Here is a 20,821-nt window from a genome sequence, read left to right as displayed (position 1 = left end):
GAAGGTGGAATAGGCGCGGGCCTGCCGCAAGGGCTTCGCAGTCTGGCCGCTGTCGTCACGAGTCGCCGGAATCGGTGGCCCGCGCAGCGCCTAGCGTTAGGTCTGGGAAGCTTCCGGCACGGCGATGGGATGCACATCGCGCGCCGGGATCAGGTGCGGCGTGGCCGTCGCGGGCGGCGGCACCATCCGCTGCACGGCGGGCGTCATACCGGGTTTGGCGCCGCCACAGGCGCCCGCGCTGTGCTGAACGATCTGCGCCGCCTGGCCCGCTGCTCCGCTGGTGATCTGGATGCTTTGCATGCAACCGCCACCGAGACCGCCGGTGACGGACACGAAGGAATAGCTGGCGCTGCCGCCGGCCATCGGCAGCGGGCCGAAGGATGCCGGCATCATGCCGCTGGTACCGGGCAGATGCGGCAGGGGCATAACCTGCATGGCCTGCATCATAACGGCCGCCTGCTGGTCCATCATCGCCGAGATACGGTTGAGCTGGGAGAAGGGATCGGCCGGACCGGCGAAAGGATTGGCCGGTGTCAGGACGGCAGGCCCGTTCATGAAGGCCACCGGCATCGCCGTGGCACCGGGCGCGGCGGAGGGAAGCACCTGCACCTGCGGCTGAACCGGACCCGAATATTCGATCTGGGTAACGCTGCCGCCAGGCAATTGCAGGCTGAGCGTCTTCAAGCCGCTATCGCCGGCATAGGCGAGGCCGGCGAGGCTGATGGCCCCGGCCGTTACGGCACCGGCGAGGAGAAGGATACGGCTGGGCTGCATGGACGAAGGTTCCATAGGCTTTGATGTCCTTTTCCTTACCTTAAGGACAGATCGCTATCCGAAGCTTGGCGGCCAGCTAAATTTCCTGTCATGCACGGGCAAGCTGAGGCGGCCGTACCGGCCGCCATCCCTCAGCAAGCCAGTTTCGGAATGGCCTTGGTGAGATTGGGAAAATCGAGCCGAAGCTCATGCAGCGCCGCCGCGTCGTCGGCGTAATGCCCCTTCGTCGTCAGCGTCTCGGTCGGGTAGAATTTCATGTGTTCGCGGTTGAGGCGATAGAGCCAGACCTTGTAGCGATGCGGCGCCACATGCGGCTCGTCGCCCCAGATGAAATCCCAGACCGCCAGGCCATAGCCGCGATGGCTGCCGAGGTCGCCCACGTAAATGCCGCCCTCGGCCTGGGTGTCGATGGTTTTGGGCGTCCACAGGCTGAGCTTGCCGCGTTCCGACCCGAAGACGATCGCCTCATAGGCGCAGTCCGATCCGCCGGTCGCAGCAGCGACGGCCAGCACGGCCTTAGAGGTCACGTCCGGCCCGTTCAGCACCGCGTAATGCACGGTCGGGTTCAATGTGCCGTCCGCACTTTTGGAGATGCGGAAATAGTCGGACTGCGTGCCGCCCACCGTCGCGTTCAGCAGCACTTTTCCGTCAGGGCCGGCCAGCGCCACGCTGGGGAGAGCGCCGACCGCCTTGATGGTGCGCAGCGTGACCGTTCCGATTCCCGGAAAATCCACGTCGGAATGCTCGGCCCTGGCCGCGACGGACCCAAGGAGCAGCGTTCCCGCCAAGCCCAAAGCCAAAGCACCGCTTCTCACGAAACGCATGGAGTTTCCTGCCCTTACCAATCGACTCGGAAGTATTACCCGAGAATCATGGTGCCGACACCGCCTTCCGTGAAGAGCTCCAACAAGCAAGCGTGTTCGACACGGCCATCTAAAATGGTCGCACCCTTCACGCCGCCGCGCACCGCGGCCACGCAATTCTCGACCTTCGGGATCATGCCGCCGGTAATGACGCCGCTGGCGATGCCGGCCTCGACCTGAGCGACCGTCAGTTCGGGCATCAGTTCCTTATTCGCGTCCAGCACGCCGGGCACGTCGGTCAGCATCAGCAGGCGATGCGCCTGCAAGGCCGCCGCGATGGCGCTGGCCGCCGTGTCGGCGTTGATATTGTAGGTCTGGCCGTCATCGCCGATGCCGACAGGGGCGATGACCGGAATCAGCCCCGCACCCGTCAACGCATGAATGACGCGGATATCGATCTGCGCCGGCTCGCCCACGAAGCCGAGGTCGAGCGCACGCTCGATATTGCTGTCGGGATCGCGGATCATGCGGGTCAGCTTGCGCGCCCGGATCAGGCCGCCGTCCTTGCCGCAGATGCCGACAGCCAGAGCGCCCGCCCGGGTGATGAGCGAAGTGACCTGCTTGTTGACCGAACCGGCCAGGACCATTTCCACGACTTCGACCATGGCTTCATCGGTCACCCGCAGGCCTTCGACGAAGGTGGACTGAATGGCCAGCCGCTTGAGCATGGTATTGATCTGCGGGCCGCCGCCGTGAACCACGACCGGGTTGATGCCGACCTGCTTCAGCGCCGCGATGTCACGGCCAAAGCTGGCCGCCAGCACGTCGTCGCCCATGGCATGGCCACCGTATTTCACCACGATGGTCGCACCGGCATAGCGGCGGAGATAGGGGAGCGCGCGCGCGACGGTGGAAGCCTGTTCGGCCGCAAGCCGGTAGCGTTCGGAAGCGAAGCTCATCCCTGGTCCTTTCAGCGTCTGACAGGCTCTCAGGGGAGCCCGGCAGAAGCCTTTAGCCTTGGGAGATGATGGGCGCCAGAGCCGCGAAGGCCGCGCGGGCCTCAGGAATGCCCAGACCGGTCCGTGCGCTGGTGACGAGAATCTGCGGGAAGCCGGCGGCGTGCTTACGCGCGAGTGCCGTCAGTTCCTCTGTCTTGCGGGCCAGCGCGCCGGGCTTCAGCCCGTCCGCTTTGGTCATCACGATCTGGAAGGTGACGGCGGCCTTGTCGAGCAGGTCCATCACGGCAAGATCGGATTCCTTGACCTCGATGCGGCCGTCCATGAGCAGGGCGACACGCGCGAGATTGGGCCGGCCACGCAGATAGTTGAACATCAGCCCCTGCCAGTCTTCCTTCACCTTCTTCTCGGCCTGGGCATAGCCGTAGCCCGGCATGTCGACGAGGATGAGGCGGCCGGACAGGTCGAAGAAATTGAGCTGGCGCGTGCGGCCTGGCGTATTGGAAGCGCGCGCAAGCGTATTCTGGCCGGTGATGGCATTGACGAGAGAGGACTTGCCGACATTGGACCGGCCGGCGAAGGCCAGTTCGATGCCGCGCGGTTCGGGCAACTGATCCAGGCTCTGTGACGCGTAGAAGAAATTGCAGGGCGCGGCGAAGTAAACCCGCGCCGCTTCCAGCTCGTCCGCATCGGCGGGGCCAAGGGCGAGGTTGAGTCCCTCGACCTCGTCACCGCCACCTAGAACCTTGTCAGCCATAATACCGTCAGCCCTGCGCGTTCTTGCGTTCCGTGCGGATCATACGCGGCTTTTCCAGGCGCGTGCGGCGCATGATGTACCACTGCTGCGACACCGAGAGCAGGTTGTTCCAGCTCCAGTAGATGACGAGGCCCGCCGGGAAACGCGCCAGCATGAAGGTGAAGATGATGGGCATCAGCTGGAACAGGCGTGCCTGGGCCGGGTCCGGCGGCGGCGGGTTCATCTTCTGCTGCAGATACATCGTGCAGCCCATGATCAGCGGCCAGGCGCCGAGATGCAGGAAGGGCGCGATGGCCATCGGATCCCAGGGAATGAGCCCGAACAGCGTGAAGATATTGGTAGGATCGGTCGCAGACAGATCGTGAATCCAGCCGAAGAACGGCGCGTGCCGCATTTCGATGGTCACGAAGATCACCTTGTAGAGGCAGAAGAAGACCGGGATCTGGATGACCATGGGCAAGCAGCCCGACGCCGGGTTGGCCTTCTCGGACCGGTACAGCGCCATCGTCTCGGATTGCAGCTTGGCCGTATCGTCCTTGTAGCGCTCGCGCAGTTCCTTAATTTTCGGCGCGAGCAGCTTCATCTTGCTCATCGACTTGTAGGACTTGTTGGCGAGCGGGAAGAACAGCAGCTTGACCAGGAAGGTGAAGGCCAGGATCGCGAGGCCGAAATTGCCCAGCAGGCGATAGAGGTAATCCAGCGCGAAGAAGATCGGCTTCGTCAGGAAGTAGAAGATGCCGAAATCGACGGCCTTGTCGAAGCTCGGGATATGATACTCGGCCTCGTAATGATCGAGCAGGCGAACGACCTTGGCGCCGCTGAAGACATGGCTGGCGGTGGAGGCCGAACCGCCGGGCGCGATCGTCTGCGCCTGGGAGGAGGTGAAATCCGCCTGAAAGCCGTCGGTGCCGTTGGCGGTGATGGCGCGCACCGCGCCGGTCATATCGTCATGCTGACCGGGGATCAGCATGGTCGCCCAATATTTGTCGGTGAAGCCGAGCCAACCGCCGTCGCTGGTTTCCGTATAGCCGACGCCGTCATGTTCGGCGCCGTCCTTCTGGATGGCCTTGTAGCCCAGCTCATGCAGCGTGCCGTTGAAGACGCCGATCGGGCCTTCATGCAGCAGATAGAAGCCGGAGGTCGGCGGCATATATTCGCGGCGGATGCGCGACCACGGGAACAGGGCAACCGACTGGCTGCTGGCGTTCTTCACCTGCTGGTCGACCGAGAACATGTAATGGTCATCGACCGCGTAGGTGATGACGAAGGTCAGCCCCTGGCCATTATCCCAGCTCAGCGTCAGCGGCATCGCCGGCGACAGGGTCGTCTCAGAGGCGGACCACAGCGTATTGGAATCGGGCAGGCGCACCGGCTGGCCGCCGATAGTGGCGCCGGAGGCCGCCGCCCAGCCGTATTGGACGTAATAGGGCTGCGCCGCGCTCTGCGGCGACAGCATCTGCACCAGCGGCGACTTGGGGTCTACCGTCTCGTGATAGTCGGTCAGCACGAGGTTATCGAGCAGCGCGCCACGCAGGCTGATGCTGCCGTCCAGGCTGGGGGCCTTGATGGTGACGGTCGGCGACGGTCCGGACGCGGCGGAAGAGGCCGAGGCCATCGCCATATTGCCCATGGGCTTGCCCGAGGCCGACATCTCGCCGTTCGGGGTCGTCGTGCTGGCGACCGGCGGCGGTGCCTTGGGGTGCGGCAGGTGCGGCGCCACCAGGAACTCGAAGCCGAGCAGGATCACGAGTGAAGCCGCGATCGCGATGAAAAGGCGCTTCTGTTCCATCAGCCAACAGGGTCCCAGGTTGAAGGCCGGGCAGAGCCCGGCAGCGAGCGATGAGCGTGATCTGAATGGTCGTGGTCGTGATGGCCGCAGTCATCCTGCGGCGGCACAGGGTCATAGCCACCCGGATGCCAGGGGTTGCACCGCAGAATGCGGCGGAGCGCAAGCCAGCTTCCGCGGACAGCCCCATACTCCCGCACAGCCTCCACTGCATAGTCGCTGCAGCTGGGTTGAAAGCGGCAATTGGAGCCGAGGATGGGACGGAATACGATCTGCCAGAGGCGGATGATGCCGATCACCAGCGCGCGCAGCAGGGTCGCCGCCATATCGTTCATGGCCGCAAAGCCTGAGCGGGAGACGGGGCCTCGGCTTGATCCGGTGACTGGATGTGCGGCTCTGCCGCCTCGGCTGCCGTCGGCCTTGCGGCCGTCGCGGCATTGCGCCGCGCGCGCGCCAAGGCCTTCCGCACATCCTCCATCAGATCCGTGAAGGGGCGTGCGGCGGTCTTGTCGCGGCCGATCACGACGATATCGAAACCGCGCTCAAGATCAGGGTCGAGGGCGAGGCGCACAGCCTCGCGCAGACGCCGCTTTGTCCGGTTGCGGACCACGGCGTTGCCGACCTTTTTGGTGACGGTGAAGCCCACGCGAAAGGGCGCATCGTCACCGCGCGGCATGAATTGCAGAACCAGGCCGGGCATGGGCGCCTTGGCACCCTTGCCCGCGACGGCCAGGAACTCCGCGCGGCGTTTGAGGCGTGGCGGCTGGCTCATGATCGAGTCGTCGCCACTGTCTCACGTGATCCCGAAGGGATCAGGCGGACAGTTTCTTGCGGCCCTTGGAACGACGGTTGGCGATCACCTTGCGGCCACCGACCGTCTCCATACGGGCGCGGAAGCCATGGCGGCGCTTGCGAACGAGCTTAGAGGGCTGATAGGTGCGCTTCACGTTACTCTCCAGTCTTTCCGGCCAAGGGCGGGCTCACCCGGCCGGGTAGTGGCAAATTTGTTATCAACACAACACGCGGGCACACCCACCTGTAACAGTCAGGGTCCCGTTCGGTCGGGCGGTATAGGGGGGTCACCCTGCCGCCGTCAATGACCATGCGCCTGTTGCCAGCCAAGACCTTTCGCAAGATTTTAACAGCATGACAGCTTTTCCAGCCTCCGATCTCAGCGGCCAACGGCCAGACGGCCAGGGTTGCGTGCTGGCCCTGCAAGGGGGCGCTGCCCACGGCGCCTTCACCTGGGGCGCGGTCGACCGGCTGCTAGAGGCCGGAAAACACTTCGATAAGATCTGCGGCGTCTCGGCCGGCGCCATGCTGGGCGCGGTGCTGGTGCAAGGCATGGTCGAGAACGGCGCAACCGGCGCGCGCGCCGCCATGCGCCGGCTATGGGACGGGGTCAGCGCTATTGGCGCCATCGGCCCCCTGCAACGCTCGCCGCTGGAACGGTTTCTGTACGGGTCCGATCTGAGCAGCAATGTCATGTGGGCAGGGCTGGAAACCGCCATGCGCCTGTTCAGCCCGCACCAGCTCAACCCGCTCGGCCATAATCCACTGCGGCCGCTGATGCAGGACCTGCTGCGGCCCGACCTGCTGGCCGCCCCCGGCGCACCGGACCTTTTTGTCGGCGTCACGGATGTGGAGACCGGCGCCCCGGTGATCTTCCGCAATGGCGCGATCACCGTCGAAGTGCTGCTGGCCTCCGCCTGCCTGCCGCTGGTCTTCCCCGCCGTCGAAATCGACGGCCGCGCCTATTGGGATGGCGGCTATAGCGGCAATCCGCCACTGGAACCGCTGCTGACGCCGATGCCGCATACCCTGATTCTGGTGCGCGGCCAGCCGGCGCGGCGGCCCGGCGTGCCCCGCACGCCCGCCGAGGTCATGAACCGGCTGAACGAAATCGCCTGCCATGCCGTGCTGGAAACCGAGCTGGCTGCCCTGCCCGCCAACGTCACCGTCATATCCGTCGATGCCGACGCGGCCCTTGGCACGCTGCCCATTTCGAGCAAGTTCAATACCGACCGGTCTTTCCTGGCCGAGCTATTCGCGGAAGGACAGCACGCCGCCGACCGCGCACTTGCCCTTGCCGCGCCTTTGACGGAGCCATTATCCGCATGATCGATCCCCAACCCGGTGAGGCGCAGGCCCGCGAATTGACCAGACTGCGGCAGGAACTGGCCGAGCTGAAGGCGGCTCAGGGCGAGGACGGGTTTCGCCTGCGCCGCCTGGCCGAACTCGGCGTCGCGCAGGCCAAGCTCAACCATGATCTGCGCAATGCCCTGGCGCCGGCCTTGATGCTGGCCGACCGCCTCAGCGGGTCGGAAGACCCCAAGGTCGGGCGCTCGGGCAAGATGATCGTCACGGCCCTGGATCAGGCCTCTGCACTCATCGCGACGACACTGGAATTCGCGATCGAAAAGTCCGCCGTGCCGGCGCTGGCGTCCTGCCCGCTCGCCGCCGTCATGACCGGTCTGGTCGCGGCAATCGGGCCGGATTTTCCGGCCTTTCAGGTCGATATGCAGATTCCGGCCGACCTTACGGTCCTGGCGGACCGGGCGATGATCACCCGCGCCTTCGGCCATATGCTGCGGACGGCAGCCAAGGCGCAGGCCAAAAGGATGACGGTCAGCGGCGAACGGGCGGGCGATGAGGTTTTGGTCGTCCTGCAGGATGACGGGCGCCCCTTCCGCGATCCGAACATACCCGACCCGCTGAGCGCCTTTTCAGGCGCCTTCCGCTACGGCAGCAGCGGGCTTGGCCTCGTCATCGCACGGGATGTGATCGAAGCGCATGGCGGCACGCTGACCCTGCTGCCCGACCCCGAAGCCGGGCGCACGATCATGGAAGTGATGCTGCCGGCCCGGGACTAACGCCGAGGCCGGCAGTCGGCATCCAGCCATTTCAGATTTGAATTAAAGCGTTTCCGGAACCGTCATTCCCGCGCACGCGGGAATCTTCTGCGCCTTGTCGTAGTGCCGAAGGGAAAAGATTCCCGCCTTCGCGGGAATGACGTCGTTTCAATGAAAGCCTGACAAACCTCTAGTGCGCGTGTCCCATCTGCAAATGTCGTCGTTCGGTGCCGAGTGAGATCAGCACCGCAATGACGACGGCGACAACGCCCGCCACACCCGCCAGGGCGTAGCTGTAATTGTGGCTGTAATGCGAGCCGATCGCCGTCTGCAGCGTCGCGTTGTAGGAGGCGAGGAAATTGCCGAGCTGGTAGACGAAGCCCGGAAAGGTGCCGCGAATATCGGGTGGCGACATTTCGTTCAGATGAGCCGGGATGACGCCCCAGGCGCCCTGCACCATGAACTGCATCAGAAAGGCGCCCAGCGCCAGAAGCCAGGGCGAATTCGAGAAAGCCCAGAGCGGAATGACCGGCAAAGCCAGCAAGGCCGCGATAACGATGGCCCGCCTGCGGCCGATCTTCTGGGACAGCGCCCCGAAACAGAGCCCGCCCAGCATGGCGCCGATATTATAGGTGATCGCAATGGCCGTGATGGTGCCGTGGTCGAAGCCGTGCTGCACCTTCAGGAAGGCCTTGGGATAGATATCCTGCGTGCCGTGGCTGAAGAAATTGAAGGCGGTCATCAGGATCACGGCATAGACAGTGAGGCCGGCATGGCGGCGCAACACCTCCATGATCGGCACCTTCGGCTGAGACTGGCGCGCGTGCCAATCCGGGCTTTCGGGTACGTTGCGGCGAATATAGACGACCAGCAACGCCGGCAGCGCGCCGATGATGAAGAGACCCCGCCAGCCCAGCCAATGGCCGAGAATGCCATAGGCGAGCGTCGCTAGCAGATAGCCGCTGGGATAGCCCGCCTGCAGCAGGCCCGAGACCCAGCCGCGCCATTTGGCGGGAATGCTTTCCATGGTCATGGAGGCGCCGACGCCCCATTCGCCGCCCATGGCGATGCCGAAGAGCGCGCGCAAAATCATGAAGGAGATTAGCGTCGGCGCCAGGCCTGACAGCAGTTCCAGCGCCGAGAAGCACAGGATATTGAACATCATGACCGGGCGCCGGCCGTAGCGGTCGGCCAGGCGGCCGAAAATCAGCGCACCCACGGCCCGCATCACGAGCGTCAGCGTGATGGCGAGGCTGGCCGTCGTCAGTCCGACACCGAAGGTCTTTGCCACGTCATCGAAGACGAAGATCATGATAAAGAAATCGAACGCATCGAGCGTCCACCCCAGATAGGCGGCAAGCACCACCTTACTGGCGTTCCGGGTGTCGGACATACATCCCCCACAGTGTTCTTATGACAGAGAGGGACCGCATCAAGCTGCCCCGTTCACGCCATCCTGTCAGTTCAGACAGGAATTGCCAAGCTTGGGGAAAGGTTTAGCCGATGGCGGCCCGGTCAGGGATGGCGATGGATGGGGTCGATCCAGGCCACCGTTTCCGGCTTTTCGACGGGCGCGATATCGAGATTGACGACGACCGCCTCACCGCCGCTGCGCACCAGCACGCATTCCAGCGGCTCATCCGTGCCGGCATTGATCTCCTGATGCGGCACGTAGGGTGGCACGAAGATAAAATCGCCCGGCCCCGCTTCGGCCACGAATTCCAGCGCCTCGCCCCAGCGCATCCGGGCCCGGCCGCGCAGGACGAAGATGACGCTTTCCAAATCACCGTGATGATGGGCGCCGGTCTTGGCGTCCGGCGCGATGGTGACCGTGCCCGCCCAGATCTTCTGCGCGCCGTTGCGGGCGGCGGTGATGGCGGCAGCACGTTCCATGCCCGGCGTCTGCGCGGTATTGGCATCCAGCTGGTCGCCCCGGATCACCTGCACGCCGTCATGACGCCAGCGGGCGGCAAGCTCCGGCACTGCTTCGTCGGTCACGCCTGCTCACCGACGAAGGGATTCGTCTTGCGTTCCTGCCCGATGGTGGACCGGGCGCCATGGCCGCAGAGGAAAACGAAATTGTCGTCCAACGGCAGCAGCTTGGTGCGGATCGCGGTCAGCAGGGCCTCGGAATCGCCATAGGGAAAATCGGTGCGGCCGACGGAACCCCGGAACAGCACATCGCCGAAGATGCCGAAACCGAGTTGGCGGTCGAGAAAGACGATATGGCCCGGCGTGTGGCCGGGGCAGTGCAGCACTTCGAACTTATGGCCGGCGATGACGACATGATCGCCCTCATGCAGCCAGCGGTCGGGCGTGACCGCCCGCGCATCGGCAATGCCGTAACCTTCGCCCGTCACCTGCAACCCATCGAGCAGGAACTTGTCCTCCTCGCTCGGCCCCCAAATGGGTACCGGCACGCCTGCGATGGTGCTCAGCTCGTCCCGCAGCCTGGCCGCGCCGCCGGCATGGTCTATATGGCCATGGGTCAGCAGGATCTGATCGATATGCAGGCCGAAGCCGGTGATCGTCTCCAGCACGCGATCGATATCGCCGCCGGGATCGACGACGACGCCATGCTTGGTCGCGTCATCCCAGATGATCGTGCAGTTCTGCCGGAACGGCGTGACCTGCTCGACCGCAAGCTTGAGCTGGCTCAAAGGTGGACCTCACAGCTTTTCATAGGTGACGAACGAACCGTCTTCCGCCCGAAAAGACAAGCCCACCCACTCCCAACTGGCGCTGAAATAGGTATCGAAATGCAAATCGCCCCGCGCGCTGAACATCCGGGCCGGGATTTTGCGACCATTCGCCGCCGCGACCGTGGTCTGGCCCGCCGCTGTCACGGCCGGGTGCATCATGCGCCCGTCCTCGGTATTGATCATCGGACCGTCCAGCATGGCATGGTTCCATTGCGAGGTCGGCAAAGCCCCTGGCGGCACCTGGTAGCTGTCAGGATGGGCCGTGCCGCGCACCATGAACCTGCCATTTTCCCGCCAGCCCTGCGCATAGAAATCACGCCCGCCCTTATGCGTCGTCGCCGCGAAGCTGATGAGCTGGCCGTTCTCCCATGTCTCCGTCTCATGATGATGCAACCGGTAGACGGGAATCATCGCCACCGTGACGCGGATTGAAACATCAACGGCCACGGTCAGGCGGCTGCCGGAGGGCTGGAAGGTGACCGTTTCATGTCCGATGATGTCGCCGTTGCGGACCAGCTGGAACGCGATCTGCCCGCCGGGCGGCACGACCTGTGCGCGGACGGGACCGCTGGCAAGCAGCGCGGCACTGCCGGCGCCGAAGGCCAGAACAGACCGCCGGCCCAGGGCTGGCTGTCTGTTCTGGCGGGTCGTCTCGGCCATCAGCCTTGCCTCCCGTCACGCGCAGGAACCGTCATCCGGCAGGCTCCGATGTGGCGTCCGCTCAACGCAAATGCCCGAAGCCAAAAAGCCAAAAGGAGATAGACACCGCCGCACGGGATGCCGAAGCTGGGGACAGACAGCAATTTCTGTGACAGAATGAAGACCATGCGTCAGCTCCTTCTCTTGCGTCATGCAAAGTCCAACTGGGACGACCCTACTCTCAACGACCATGACCGGCCGCTGGATGCAGAAGGCCGGGCTGCCGCAACCGCCCTGCGCGCGGCGATGCTGGACCTGGGGCTGGCACCGGAGCTGATCCTTGTCTCCTCCTCCCGTCGCACCCGCGAAACCCTGGAGCTGCTTGAGCCGCTGGCGGAAACCACCCGCGTGCTGCGGAGCAGCGAGCTCTATCTGGCAAGCCCGGCCCAGATCCTGGAGCAGATCGCCGCCATTCCGGCGGAGACCCGCAGCGTCATGGTCATTGCCCATAATCCTGGCCTGCATGATCTGGCGATGATGCTGATCGGCTCGCATGCCATCAGCCTCAACCAGCCCGGCACGCTGCGCGTCGCGCGCGGCTTTCCGACCGCCGCGCTGGCCGAATTTTCGGTCGCCGGCCCTTGGCCGACCCTCGCACAAGGCGCGCGCCTTGTGCGGTTCCTCACCCCGCATGATGTACAGCAGACCGTCCAAAATAATGCCTGATTCGATTGCCGTCGCCCTTCCCGCCGTGACGCTGGAGCTTGTCTGCGCGCCCACTGCCTTGGCCAAGCTTGCCAGACACGCAGCGCTGAAGACGTCCAAAGTCAGGCGGCCGCGTGCGCGGGCCTTCACGGTGACCTGGCACGACACGGCCAGCTATGCCCTGGCCGGGCGCGACCTTGCTTTGGCCGATACCGGACAGGGCTGGGAGCTTGGGCGACTGGGCCTCGGCTGGCCGCGCCGCCCCGGCATGGCGGCCGACCCGATCGCCACCGCCATCAACCCGGCCGGATTGGAAGAGGCGGGTTTCGCCATTCCCGGCCCCCTGCATAAAACCGGCAGTCTGACCGGCGAGCGGCAGCAATTTACCGTCATCCGTGACGGCGTTCCGCTGGATTGCACGCTGATGACCGGCGCGGCGGCGACCATTACGCCGCAAGGCAGCACGGGCGAATCCCGCCCGGTCGCACGCCTCACGATCAGCGGCCCGGCCGCAGCCGCCGTGGGCCTGGCCCAGGCCTTGGCCACAGATCTGCCGGTCTTTCCGGCTCTGGTGACCCTGCCGCAGGAAGCCCTGCTGCTGCGCGGCGCCAAGCTGAAGCCCCTGTCGGCGCCGGTTCTGACTGCCGACATGCCGACGACCGAGGCCTTCGCCGTCCTGGCCTCGGGTTTCGTGCAGACCTTTTTGACCAGGCTGGAGCAGATCGAAGGCCGCAGCGGCCCAGAGCCGGTGCATCAGGCGCGCGTGACGCTGCGGCGCATCAGCGCGCTCATGCTGTCCTTCCGTCCCATCCTCGGCGATGCGGAAGACCGGCTGAAACCTTTGCTTGGCCGCCTAAAGACGGTGCTGGGCCCGGCACGCGACTGGGACGTGTTCCTGTCGGAAACCGTGGAACCTATCGCCCGCGCGCTGCCCGAGGCTGATCCCGCGATCGACTGGCTGCGCAGCGCCGCCACAGCCCGGCGCGAAGCGGCCTATGCCAGCTTGATCGACTGGCTGCATCGGCCGGACTATCGCAGCCTCGTCTGGCGGCTGGTGGACCTTTGCCTGGTGCCGGCACAGCCGCCCTCGCCGCTGCCCGCCCCTGCTGTGCCTGAGGCCGGCACGTTACCGGGCGCGGTGGCAGAGGATGCCGGATTGGCATCGCTCACCTTGGCCTCCGACGCGCTGATCGGCGATTTCGCCGCGCATTGCCTGGAAAGCCGGTGGAAAAAGACGATGCGCCCGGTGCGCGAGCTTCTCCCTATGCCACTGCCTGAGCTGCATGAGTTGCGTATCAAATGCAAAAAATTGCGTTACCAGGCCGAGATGCTGCAAGACGCGCTGCCGGCTAAGACGGCCCGCAAGCTCATCAAGCGGCTGGCGGAAACCCAGGAGGTCATGGGCCTGTTGAATGACGGCGCGGTCGCGACAGAGCTTGCCGTCAGCCTAAGACCCGGACAGGACGTGGCTTTGCGCGAACAGGTGCTGGCTGCCGAAGCGATCGGCGTCATTCACGGCTATGGCATCGGCCATACGCGCGACAGCCGCGCGGCGGTGATCGAGGCCTGGCGAAAACTGGTGAAGTCTAGCCCGTTCTAATCCCAATGGTTAGTCCCTCACCGCGCGACTAAGCCTCATGCTGCAAGCGCGAAGATTGCCAGGATCGCGGCTCCGGCCTATGTCAAGGCTTCTCAAAACCGACCTCTCGGACGGCTAGAAAGCCGCCGGGGGGCGCGGTCACGCGCACAACCTGAAAAACGAAGGGCGGCGGAATGAGCGACACACCCAAGGACGTGGTGACAGTCTCGCTAGAGGGAACGGACAAAACTGCCACGCTGCCGCTGCTGCACGGAACCATGGGACCGCCGGTCGCCGATATCCGTAAGCTCTACGCCGATATGGGCGTTTTCACGTTCGATCCCGGCTATGGCGGCACGGCGGCCTGCGCCAGCAAGATCACCTATATCGACGGCGACGAAGGCATCCTGCTGCATCGCGGCTATCCGATCGACCAGCTGGCCGAAGAATCGAGCTTCCTGGAAGTCGCCTATCTGCTGCTGAACGGCGAATTGCCGACGGCCGCCGAAGCCGCAGAATTCCACAAGGGCGTCACGCACCACACCATGGTGCATGAACAGCTGCGCAACTTCTTCCAGGGTTTCCGCCGCGACGCGCATCCGATGGCCGTCATGTGCGGCGTCGTCGGCGCGCTGTCGGCCTTCTATCATGACAGCCTGGACATCACGAACCACGATCATCGCAATATCAGCGCCTTCCGGCTGATCGCCAAGCTGCCGACGATCGCAGCCTGGGCTCATAAATACTCGATCGGCCAGCCGTTCATGTATCCGCGCAACGATCTGAGCTACGCGGCCAACTTCCTTTATATGATGAATGCGGTGCCGGCCGAGCCTTACGAGGTCAATCCGGTTCTGGCGCGCGCCATGGACCGCATCCTGATTCTGCACGCCGATCACGAGCAGAATGCCTCCACCAGCACCGTGCGTCTGGCGGGCTCGACGGGTGCCAATCCCTTCGCCTGTATCGCGGCCGGCATTGCCTCGCTTTGGGGTCCGGCGCATGGCGGCGCCAACGAGGCGGTGCTGAAAATGCTCGCCGAGATCGGGCACAAGGACAATATCCCGGAGTTCATCGCGAAGGTGAAGGACAAGTCCAGCCATATCCGGCTGATGGGCTTCGGTCATCGCGTCTATCGCAACTACGATCCCCGCGCGAAGATCATGCAGCAGACCTGCCACGAAGTCCTGGACGAGCTTGGCATCAAGGACGAGCCGATGCTCGACCTGGCGCTGGAGCTGGAGCATATCGCGACGACCGACCCGTATTTCGTCGAGCGCAAGCTTTACCCGAATGTCGATTTCTATTCGGGCATCATCCTGAAGGCGATGGGCATCCCGACCAGCATGTTCACCGTGCTTTTCGCCGTCGCCCGTACCGCCGGCTGGATCAGCCAGTGGCAGGAAATGATCGAAGACCCGGCGAACCGCATCGGGCGTCCGCGCCAGATTTATACCGGCGCGCCGCTGCGCGATTACGTGCCGATCGACAAGCGCGGCTGATACGCTTTCATTCGCGAAACAGTGTCGTGCCCGGCTTCATGCCGGGCACCTACCCGGCAGGGCGCCACGACGGGTAGATGCGCGGAACAAGTCCGCGCACGACACTTTGGTCTCGGTCTCGCGAAACCATCAAGCGAGGGCGATGCCCTTTGCGGCCATCACCGCCCGCGCGCGGTCCGGATAGTCGGTCGTCAGCGCGCCGACGCCCCAATCCAGCAATCGCGCCATGTCCTCGGCCTCATTCACTGTCCAGGGATTGACCACAATCCCAAGGTCGTGCGCTTCCGCCACGTCAGCTTCGGTAAGATCGCGAAAATCCGGCCCCCAAACGCGCCCGCCGCGCGAAGCGATGAGGCGGGGGATGGACCCGCCGCAATCGTCGGCCGACGCACCGTCCCACCACAGCCGGTCCGCCGCCCGCGTCTCGGCATCCGTCAGATAGCCGAGATCGAGCCCCGGCCGGACGCGGCGCAGATAGGACAGCACCCGCCAGTCAAAGGAAATGATCCGCGTGCGCGACAGCGCGTCCTGATGATCCAGCACGGCCAGCACCGCATCCACCATCTCATCCGGCGGCACGGTGCGTTCGGGATGATCCGGGAAGGTTTTCAACTCCACCGCCAGGCGCACGGCCGGGTCCAAAGCCACGACATCCGACAGCATCGGCAGGCGCACCCCGTCCAGACCGGCCTGATCGGGAAAGGCAGCCTCCTGCGCACTGCCGGGGCGAATACGTCCGACGTCGAAACCGCTGGCTTCGACATAGGAGAGGTCGCGGATCAGACCGCCGGGTGCCGCGATCCAGGCACCATCCGGCCCACGCGTGATCAGCGGATCGAGAATGGGGTCATGGCTGAGAATGGCGACGCCGTCTTGCGTCAGCGCCACATCCATCTCGATGGCGGTGACACCGATGCCGATCGCGCCCCGGAAACCGGGAATGGTGTTTTCCGGCCAAAGGCCGCGCGCGCCGCGATGGCCATGCAATTCGATGGCAGGCAATGGCATGGCCTTGGTCGTCCTCAGCGGAGAGGGTTAGCTGGCGCGGAAATCTTCCAGACGACGCTTTTGCTGACCGGCGGCGTTGAAATTCGCGGGGTCGAGCCAGGCCTGGAAGGCGGCCGATAAAGCCGGCCATTCGCTGTCGATCATCGAAAACCAGGCCGTGTCGCGGTTCTGGCCCTTTGCCACCATATGCTGGCGGAAAAGCCCTTCATAGGTGAAGCCGAAACGCCTGGCTGCCTGCTTGGACGGCGCGTTGCCGTCGTTGCATTTCCACTCAAAACGCCGATAGCCCAGCGTCTCGAAGGCATAGCGGGCGAAGAGATACAGTGCCTCGGTCGTCACGCGGCTGCGCTGGATCGCCGGTCCCCAATGAATGCTGCCGATTTCGATGACTCCATGGACAGGGTCGATGCGCATCAGCGCCTGGCGGCCTTCGGCCCCCCCGGTGGCCTTGTCGATAACGGCAAAGAATAGCGGATCGGTGCCGGCGGCGGCTTTCGCGACCCAGGCCGAAAATTCGGCCGCATCGGCGGGCTCCGACTCGAAAAGATAGCGGAACCGTGCCGCGGCGCCGGGCGCGCTGGCCGCGTCGAACAACTCATCTGTGTGGCGGAGAGGGTCGAGCGGCTCAAGCCGCGCATAAAGCCCGTCGAGCGTCACGCGCTCAGGGCGGGGAACGCCGGCCCAATCGGAGAGAGACATGGCCGGCCGAACCTTCGAAAATCAGGGGCAGTCGCAGCCGTCGGTGGGGCCGTCATCGGCGCGGACGATATGATGGTCGATCCATTCGGCAACCAGCCGATGCGCTTCCGTCAGGGACGCTTCAGGGTGATGGATGCGATAGAGGGTGGTGCAGGCACGAAACGAGTCCATATCGCCATTACCGTGAACCATGAGTTCACGATATGCCGTCACGACCGCACGCTCACAACGCCGAGCGATGGTGCTTACGTCACGCGCCATCTGAAAACCGCTCCTAATCCAACCGGTCCAAGCGCGCGGACCAGTCATTATCTGTATATCAAGCTGTGATCTAACGCGAGACCCACGCCTGTTCAAGGCAAGCCAGCATCCCCTTTAACGATGGCAAGACGATGATGCCCATCGGCCACAGAAGGGATCTGCACAGGCAATCCTTGCGGCATGGCGCGAATCCGCTAGAAATCCGGGCTTTCTTGGATCGGAGTGCAGAATGACCGCCCTATCCCGCAAACTGGCAGGCCACGCGAGCGACTGGGATCGCGATGCGGCCATGACCGCCGCACGTATCCTGCTGGAAATCAAGGCGATCAATTTCCGCCCGGAAGAGCCCTATACGCTCACCTCCGGCTGGAAATCCCCGGTCTATATCGACTGCCGCCGCATCATCTATTTCCCGCAGGCCCGCACCAAGATCAGCCAGCTTGCGGTCGAGAAGATCCAGCGCAATATCGGCTATGAGACGATCGAGGCGATTGCCGGCGGTGAGACAGCGGGCATTCCCTATGCCGCCTGGATTTCCGACCGCATGGGCCTGCCGATGTCCTATGTGCGCAAGAAGCCCAAGGGTTTCGGCCGCAACTCCCTGATCGAAGGCGACGTGCCGGAAGGCAAGGAAACCCTGCTGGTCGAGGATCTGACGACCGACGGTCAGTCCAAAATCCGCTTCGCCCAGAGCCTGCGCGACGCCGGTGCGATTTGCAACCATGCCTTCGTCGTCTTCTTTTATGGCGTCTTCGGCGGCAGCATCGAAAAACTCGCTGAGAACAATATCGCGCTCCACTACCTCACCACCTGGTGGGATGTGCTGGAAGCCTGCCGTGAGCGGCCGTATTTCCCCGAGTCGTCGATGGCGGAAGTGCGCCGCTTCCTGGAAGACCCGGCGGCCTGGTCCGCCGCGCGCGGCGGCGCCACCTCCAACCAGACAAAAGCCGAAGACTAAGCAGGCTCTGGCGCGGCTGCGCATGGCAGCTGCGGTTTGACAGTTTGGAGACGGCCACCTAGAAGGCGCCTCCATTGCCGGGAATGTGGGTGATCAACGGCCTTCCGTGGATCGCCCCGCCACCCAAGGCGAACAGGCTTCGGCCTTTTCGCTGTTTCCGCGTTGATCAGCCGATCAGCGGAAGCCGGGACGGACTACTGGCGCCATAGACGAAGGAGACGCGCATGACCAAGCGCACCGAAAGTAAGTTCAAGATTAACCGCCGCCTTGGTGTCAATCTGTGGGGCCGTGCGAAGTCCCCGGTTGCCAAGCGCGATTACGGTCCGGGCCAGCATGGCCAGCGCCGCAAGAAGCCCAGCGACTACGGCGTCCAGCTGATGGCGAAGCAGAAGCTGAAGGGCTATTACGGCAATATCAGCGAGAAGCAGTTCCGCAAGTATTATGAGGAAGCGGTTCGCCGTAAGGGCGACACCTCCGAGAACCTCATCGAGCTGCTGGAGCGCCGCCTGGATACGGTCGTGTACCGCATGAAGCTGGCGATCACCCCCTTCGCCGCGCGCCAGTTCGTCTCCCACGGCCATCTTCTCGTCAACGGCCGCCGTGTGAACATCGCGTCCTATCGCGTGTCGAACGACGACGTCATCGAAGTGCGCGAGAAGTCGAAGCAGCTCGCCGTCGTTCTCGACGCGACGCAGAGCGCCGAGCGTGAAGTTCCGGAATATATGGAAGTCGATAACCGCTCGCTGAAGGGCCGCTACCTGCGCGCTCCGAAGCTGGCCGATGTTCCCTTCCCCGTGCAGATGGAACCGAACCTGGTCGTCGAATTCTATTCGCGCTGATCCAAGTTCAAAGCCGATCGAAAAAGGGCGCCGCGAGGCGCCCTTTTTTATGGCCGGCACAGGAAAGCATGCAGTGATCGAGACCGCACGGCTGACGCTCAGGCGCATGACTTTAGCGGATGCCCCGGCGCTCCATGATTTCATGCGCGATGCCGAGACCATGCGCTATTGGTCCAGCCTGCCCCATGCGACGCTGGCCGAGACGGAAGCTTTCGTCGCGGATACCGTGGCCTCCGTCGCCGCCGGCAGTTCCGATGATTTCCTGATTACACAAGCAGGCGTCACGCTTGGCAAAGCCGGTCTGTGGCGCGGCGGTGAATTGGGAATTTTGCTGGGACGCCCCTTTTGGGGCCAAGGCTTTGCGCGGGAAGCGGCGAAAGCCGTCATCGATCGGGGATTTGCCAGCGGCACGCCCGCGATCGTCGCGGATGTCGATCCGCGGAATGCGTCATCGCTTAAACTGTTAGGTCGCCTTGGCTTTCGCAAAACCGGCGAAGCCAAGGCAACCTTTCAGATTGGGCCGGACTGGGTAGACAGTGTCTACCTAACCCTCACCCCAGCCGATTACGGGACGTAATAGGCCGGAGGCTGCGGCGCCGCGTAATAGACGGGCGGCGGCGGCGGCGCATAGACCACCGGCGGCGGCGCGTAATAGACCGGCGGCGGGGCTGCATAGACCGGCGGCGCGGCTATGGCGCTGCCGACGGCGGCACCAACGGCGAGACCCAGAAGGCCGGAGGCAACCGCCACGCCCGGGCCAGGTCCACCCCAGCCACCGCCGTGATAGTAGCCACCACCACCGTGATAATAACCGCCACCACCGTGGTAATAGCCTTGCGCCTGTGCGGAATTAGCGACGGCCAAAGGCGCGCCAATAACACCAATCATGGCCGCAACGGCCAAGCCACGCGTGAAGCGCGAATACGACAAGAGTTTCATGTCAGAACTCCTTTCGACGTCATTGTTGAGCAGGTTTGTAACACCTTGATTACCAACTCTGCCGACAACGTCTTTGTGAGTTTGTAGATAGAGACTGGTTTGGACGGATCTAGGGCAGCGGCGGCACATTGCCGCCGCAATGCCGTGAAGTCTGGCCATTCAGTCCGCGAAGCGCCCGATCAACACGCCCTGAACCTCAACCGGCATCTCAAAAAGACCGCCGGCCTGCGGAAATTCCCGGCGTTTCACTTCGTCACTCGGTAGCGCGGTTGTGATGAAGATACGGTTACCGGCGAAGCAGGGCATGGTCGCATTGGGGACCGGCATGGCGATTTTTTCGACCAAGGTTCCGTCCGGCGCGAAGCGGTTGAGGACACTCATGCCTGACCCGGCCGACCAGTAGAACCCGTCCATATCCAGCGCGCCGCCATCCGGCCGGCCCTCGGCATTCGGCACGTCGGCAAAACGGCGGCGATTGCTGATGGCACCCGTCGCGGCGTCGAAATCCCAGATATCGATCCAGGGGCCGCGCGTGTCGGAGTGGTACAGGGTGCGGCCGTCGGCCGTCCAGGCGAGACCGTTGGAGTTCTTCAGGCCTTCGACCTTCTTCTCCACCTGCCCTTGCGGCGTAATGCGGTAGAGATTGCCCGAGGGCAGACCGTCCGCGCCCTCGTTGATGGTGCCGACCCAGAAACAGCCGTCCGGCCCAACCTTGCCGTCATTCAGGCGATTGGTCTGCGGCTCATCGATCTGCGCCAGAAGGTCGAGGCTACCGGTCGCGGGATCAAAAAACATGATCTTCTGCTTCTGGCAGACCAGAATGCGGCCCGAGCGGCATAGCGCCAGACTGCCCAGAACCTCGGGCAATTGCCAGGTATCGCGTGCATCCGTGGCGGGTGTGTAGCGATGCAGGCGACCGTTCGGGATATCGGTGAAATAGAGCTGCCCGGCATCGGCGTCCCAGGTCGGGCTTTCCCCGGTGCCGCACCCGCTGTCCCAGACGAGAGAGACTGTCCGCTGCGTCATCTGCCACTCCATTCCCTGCGCGCGCCAAGGCGGCAC

Annotated in this window: 24 protein-coding genes and 1 pseudogene; 8 read left to right on the top strand and 17 right to left on the bottom strand. The window is 64.1% G+C overall.

The genetic code is table 11. From position 1 onward, the window contains the following. Window positions 1–96: 96 nt before the first annotated feature. From ASILVAE211_RS02355 to rpmH, 8 genes and pseudogenes are all read right to left on the bottom strand, one after another. A complete protein-coding gene (locus tag ASILVAE211_RS02355; protein ID WP_227319665.1) occupies window positions 97–789 on the bottom strand; it encodes a hypothetical protein in 693 nt (230 codons plus the stop codon). Between the two features lie 116 nt (window positions 790–905). Further along, a complete protein-coding gene (locus ASILVAE211_RS02350; RefSeq protein ID WP_227319664.1) occupies window positions 906–1,598 on the bottom strand; it encodes a hypothetical protein in 693 nt (230 codons plus the stop codon). Between the two features lie 35 nt (window positions 1,599–1,633). Then, window positions 1,634–2,536 carry an acetylglutamate kinase gene (gene argB / locus ASILVAE211_RS02345; protein ID WP_227319663.1) on the bottom strand — a complete coding sequence of 301 codons (903 nt, stop codon included), beginning with the start codon at window positions 2,534–2,536 and terminating at the stop codon, window positions 1,634–1,636. A 52-nt stretch (window positions 2,537–2,588) separates the two neighbouring features. Next, window positions 2,589–3,290 (bottom strand): ribosome biogenesis GTP-binding protein YihA/YsxC, encoded by a 702-nt coding sequence (gene yihA / locus ASILVAE211_RS02340; RefSeq protein WP_227319662.1) that lies wholly within the window; start codon window positions 3,288–3,290, stop codon window positions 2,589–2,591. Window positions 3,291–3,297: 7 nt separating this feature from the next. After that, the gene (gene yidC, locus ASILVAE211_RS02335; RefSeq protein ID WP_227319661.1) at window positions 3,298–5,079 is read right to left on the bottom strand and encodes a membrane protein insertase YidC; all 1,782 of its coding nucleotides are present in this window, start codon (window positions 5,077–5,079) and stop codon (window positions 3,298–3,300) included. Continuing rightward, window positions 5,079–5,411: a membrane protein insertion efficiency factor YidD gene (gene yidD / locus ASILVAE211_RS02330; protein ID WP_406566004.1), complete on the bottom strand. Its 333-nt coding sequence runs from the start codon at window positions 5,409–5,411 to the stop codon at window positions 5,079–5,081. Before yidD ends, yidC begins: the two co-directional genes overlap by 1 nt. A 110-nt stretch (window positions 5,412–5,521) precedes the next feature. Next, window positions 5,522–5,848, bottom strand: a pseudogene (gene rnpA / locus ASILVAE211_RS02325) (ribonuclease P protein component); the annotation flags it as partial. A gap of 40 nt (window positions 5,849–5,888) precedes the next feature. After that, window positions 5,889–6,023 (bottom strand): 50S ribosomal protein L34, encoded by a 135-nt coding sequence (gene rpmH / locus ASILVAE211_RS02320; RefSeq protein WP_227319659.1) that lies wholly within the window; start codon window positions 6,021–6,023, stop codon window positions 5,889–5,891. Between the two features lie 199 nt (window positions 6,024–6,222). Between rpmH and ASILVAE211_RS02315 the strand changes: the two genes are divergently transcribed. After that, window positions 6,223–7,197: a patatin-like phospholipase family protein gene (locus ASILVAE211_RS02315; protein ID WP_227319658.1), complete on the top strand. Its 975-nt coding sequence runs from the start codon at window positions 6,223–6,225 to the stop codon at window positions 7,195–7,197. Beyond that, window positions 7,194–7,949 (top strand): sensor histidine kinase, encoded by a 756-nt coding sequence (locus ASILVAE211_RS02310; protein WP_227319657.1) that lies wholly within the window; start codon window positions 7,194–7,196, stop codon window positions 7,947–7,949. Before ASILVAE211_RS02315 ends, ASILVAE211_RS02310 begins: the two co-directional genes overlap by 4 nt. 169 nt (window positions 7,950–8,118) lie before the next feature. On the opposite strand, the gene ASILVAE211_RS02305 is transcribed toward ASILVAE211_RS02310, so the two are convergent. The 4 genes from ASILVAE211_RS02305 to ASILVAE211_RS02290 form a co-directional block, all read right to left on the bottom strand. Next, entirely contained in the window at window positions 8,119–9,321 is a 1,203-nt protein-coding gene (locus ASILVAE211_RS02305) for an MFS transporter (RefSeq protein ID WP_227319656.1), read from the bottom strand. 122 nt (window positions 9,322–9,443) lie between these two features. Then, the gene (locus ASILVAE211_RS02300) at window positions 9,444–9,926 is read right to left on the bottom strand and encodes a cupin domain-containing protein (protein WP_227319655.1); all 483 of its coding nucleotides are present in this window, start codon (window positions 9,924–9,926) and stop codon (window positions 9,444–9,446) included. Continuing rightward, a complete protein-coding gene (locus ASILVAE211_RS02295; RefSeq protein ID WP_227319654.1) occupies window positions 9,923–10,588 on the bottom strand; it encodes an MBL fold metallo-hydrolase in 666 nt (221 codons plus the stop codon). The genes ASILVAE211_RS02300 and ASILVAE211_RS02295 overlap by 4 nt, the downstream gene beginning before the upstream one ends. Before the next feature lie 9 nt (window positions 10,589–10,597). Then, entirely contained in the window at window positions 10,598–11,290 is a 693-nt protein-coding gene (locus ASILVAE211_RS02290; RefSeq protein ID WP_227319653.1) for a DUF6134 family protein, read from the bottom strand. Between the two features lie 165 nt (window positions 11,291–11,455). Here ASILVAE211_RS02290 and ASILVAE211_RS02285 point away from each other — a divergent pair, with 165 nt between their 5' ends. The 3 genes from ASILVAE211_RS02285 to gltA all read left to right on the top strand — a co-directional run bounded on the left by ASILVAE211_RS02285 (window position 11,456) and on the right by gltA (window position 15,055). Further along, complete coding sequence (locus ASILVAE211_RS02285; RefSeq protein WP_227319652.1) at window positions 11,456–11,995, top strand: SixA phosphatase family protein; 540 nt, start codon at window positions 11,456–11,458, stop codon at window positions 11,993–11,995. After that, window positions 11,988–13,574 (top strand): CHAD domain-containing protein, encoded by a 1,587-nt coding sequence (locus ASILVAE211_RS02280; RefSeq protein WP_227319651.1) that lies wholly within the window; start codon window positions 11,988–11,990, stop codon window positions 13,572–13,574. Before ASILVAE211_RS02285 ends, ASILVAE211_RS02280 begins: the two co-directional genes overlap by 8 nt. Window positions 13,575–13,747: 173 nt before the next feature. Next, window positions 13,748–15,055: a citrate synthase gene (gene gltA, locus ASILVAE211_RS02275; RefSeq protein ID WP_227319650.1), complete on the top strand. Its 1,308-nt coding sequence runs from the start codon at window positions 13,748–13,750 to the stop codon at window positions 15,053–15,055. A 129-nt stretch (window positions 15,056–15,184) separates the two neighbouring features. Here gltA and ASILVAE211_RS02270 read toward each other — a convergent pair whose 3' ends face one another. The 3 genes from ASILVAE211_RS02270 to ASILVAE211_RS02260 are packed head-to-tail and all read right to left on the bottom strand — an operon-like array spanning window position 15,185 to window position 17,023. Then, window positions 15,185–16,063, bottom strand: coding sequence for a glycerophosphodiester phosphodiesterase (locus tag ASILVAE211_RS02270; RefSeq protein ID WP_227319649.1), 879 nt, complete (start codon window positions 16,061–16,063; stop codon window positions 15,185–15,187). Window positions 16,064–16,090: 27 nt separating this feature from the next. Then, window positions 16,091–16,762: a GNAT family N-acetyltransferase gene (locus ASILVAE211_RS02265; RefSeq protein ID WP_227319648.1), complete on the bottom strand. Its 672-nt coding sequence runs from the start codon at window positions 16,760–16,762 to the stop codon at window positions 16,091–16,093. Window positions 16,763–16,783: 21 nt separating this feature from the next. After that, entirely contained in the window at window positions 16,784–17,023 is a 240-nt protein-coding gene (locus ASILVAE211_RS02260) for a hypothetical protein (RefSeq protein ID WP_227305465.1), read from the bottom strand. A 229-nt stretch (window positions 17,024–17,252) separates the two neighbouring features. Between ASILVAE211_RS02260 and ASILVAE211_RS02255 the strand changes: the two genes are divergently transcribed. From ASILVAE211_RS02255 to ASILVAE211_RS02245, 3 genes are all read left to right on the top strand, one after another. Then, window positions 17,253–17,981 (top strand): orotate phosphoribosyltransferase, encoded by a 729-nt coding sequence (locus tag ASILVAE211_RS02255; RefSeq protein ID WP_227319647.1) that lies wholly within the window; start codon window positions 17,253–17,255, stop codon window positions 17,979–17,981. A gap of 224 nt (window positions 17,982–18,205) precedes the next feature. Then, a complete protein-coding gene (gene rpsD / locus ASILVAE211_RS02250) occupies window positions 18,206–18,820 on the top strand; it encodes a 30S ribosomal protein S4 (protein WP_227319646.1) in 615 nt (204 codons plus the stop codon). 73 nt (window positions 18,821–18,893) lie between these two features. After that, window positions 18,894–19,397, top strand: a complete 504-nt coding sequence (locus ASILVAE211_RS02245; protein ID WP_227319645.1) for a GNAT family N-acetyltransferase — start codon at window positions 18,894–18,896, stop codon at window positions 19,395–19,397. On the opposite strand, the gene ASILVAE211_RS02240 is transcribed toward ASILVAE211_RS02245, so the two are convergent. Further along, window positions 19,385–19,759, bottom strand: coding sequence for a hypothetical protein (locus tag ASILVAE211_RS02240; protein ID WP_227319644.1), 375 nt, complete (start codon window positions 19,757–19,759; stop codon window positions 19,385–19,387). The genes ASILVAE211_RS02245 and ASILVAE211_RS02240 overlap by 13 nt on opposite strands. A gap of 159 nt (window positions 19,760–19,918) precedes the next feature. Continuing rightward, window positions 19,919–20,785, bottom strand: coding sequence for an SMP-30/gluconolactonase/LRE family protein (locus tag ASILVAE211_RS02235; RefSeq protein ID WP_227319643.1), 867 nt, complete (start codon window positions 20,783–20,785; stop codon window positions 19,919–19,921). Window positions 20,786–20,821 lie beyond the last annotated feature (36 nt).

Origin of the sequence: Acidisoma silvae, from assembly GCF_020618775.1 — a bacterium.
GTDB lineage: Bacteria > Pseudomonadota > Alphaproteobacteria > Acetobacterales > Acetobacteraceae > Acidisoma > Acidisoma silvae.
This window is presented reverse-complemented; position numbering and strand designations above follow the sequence as displayed.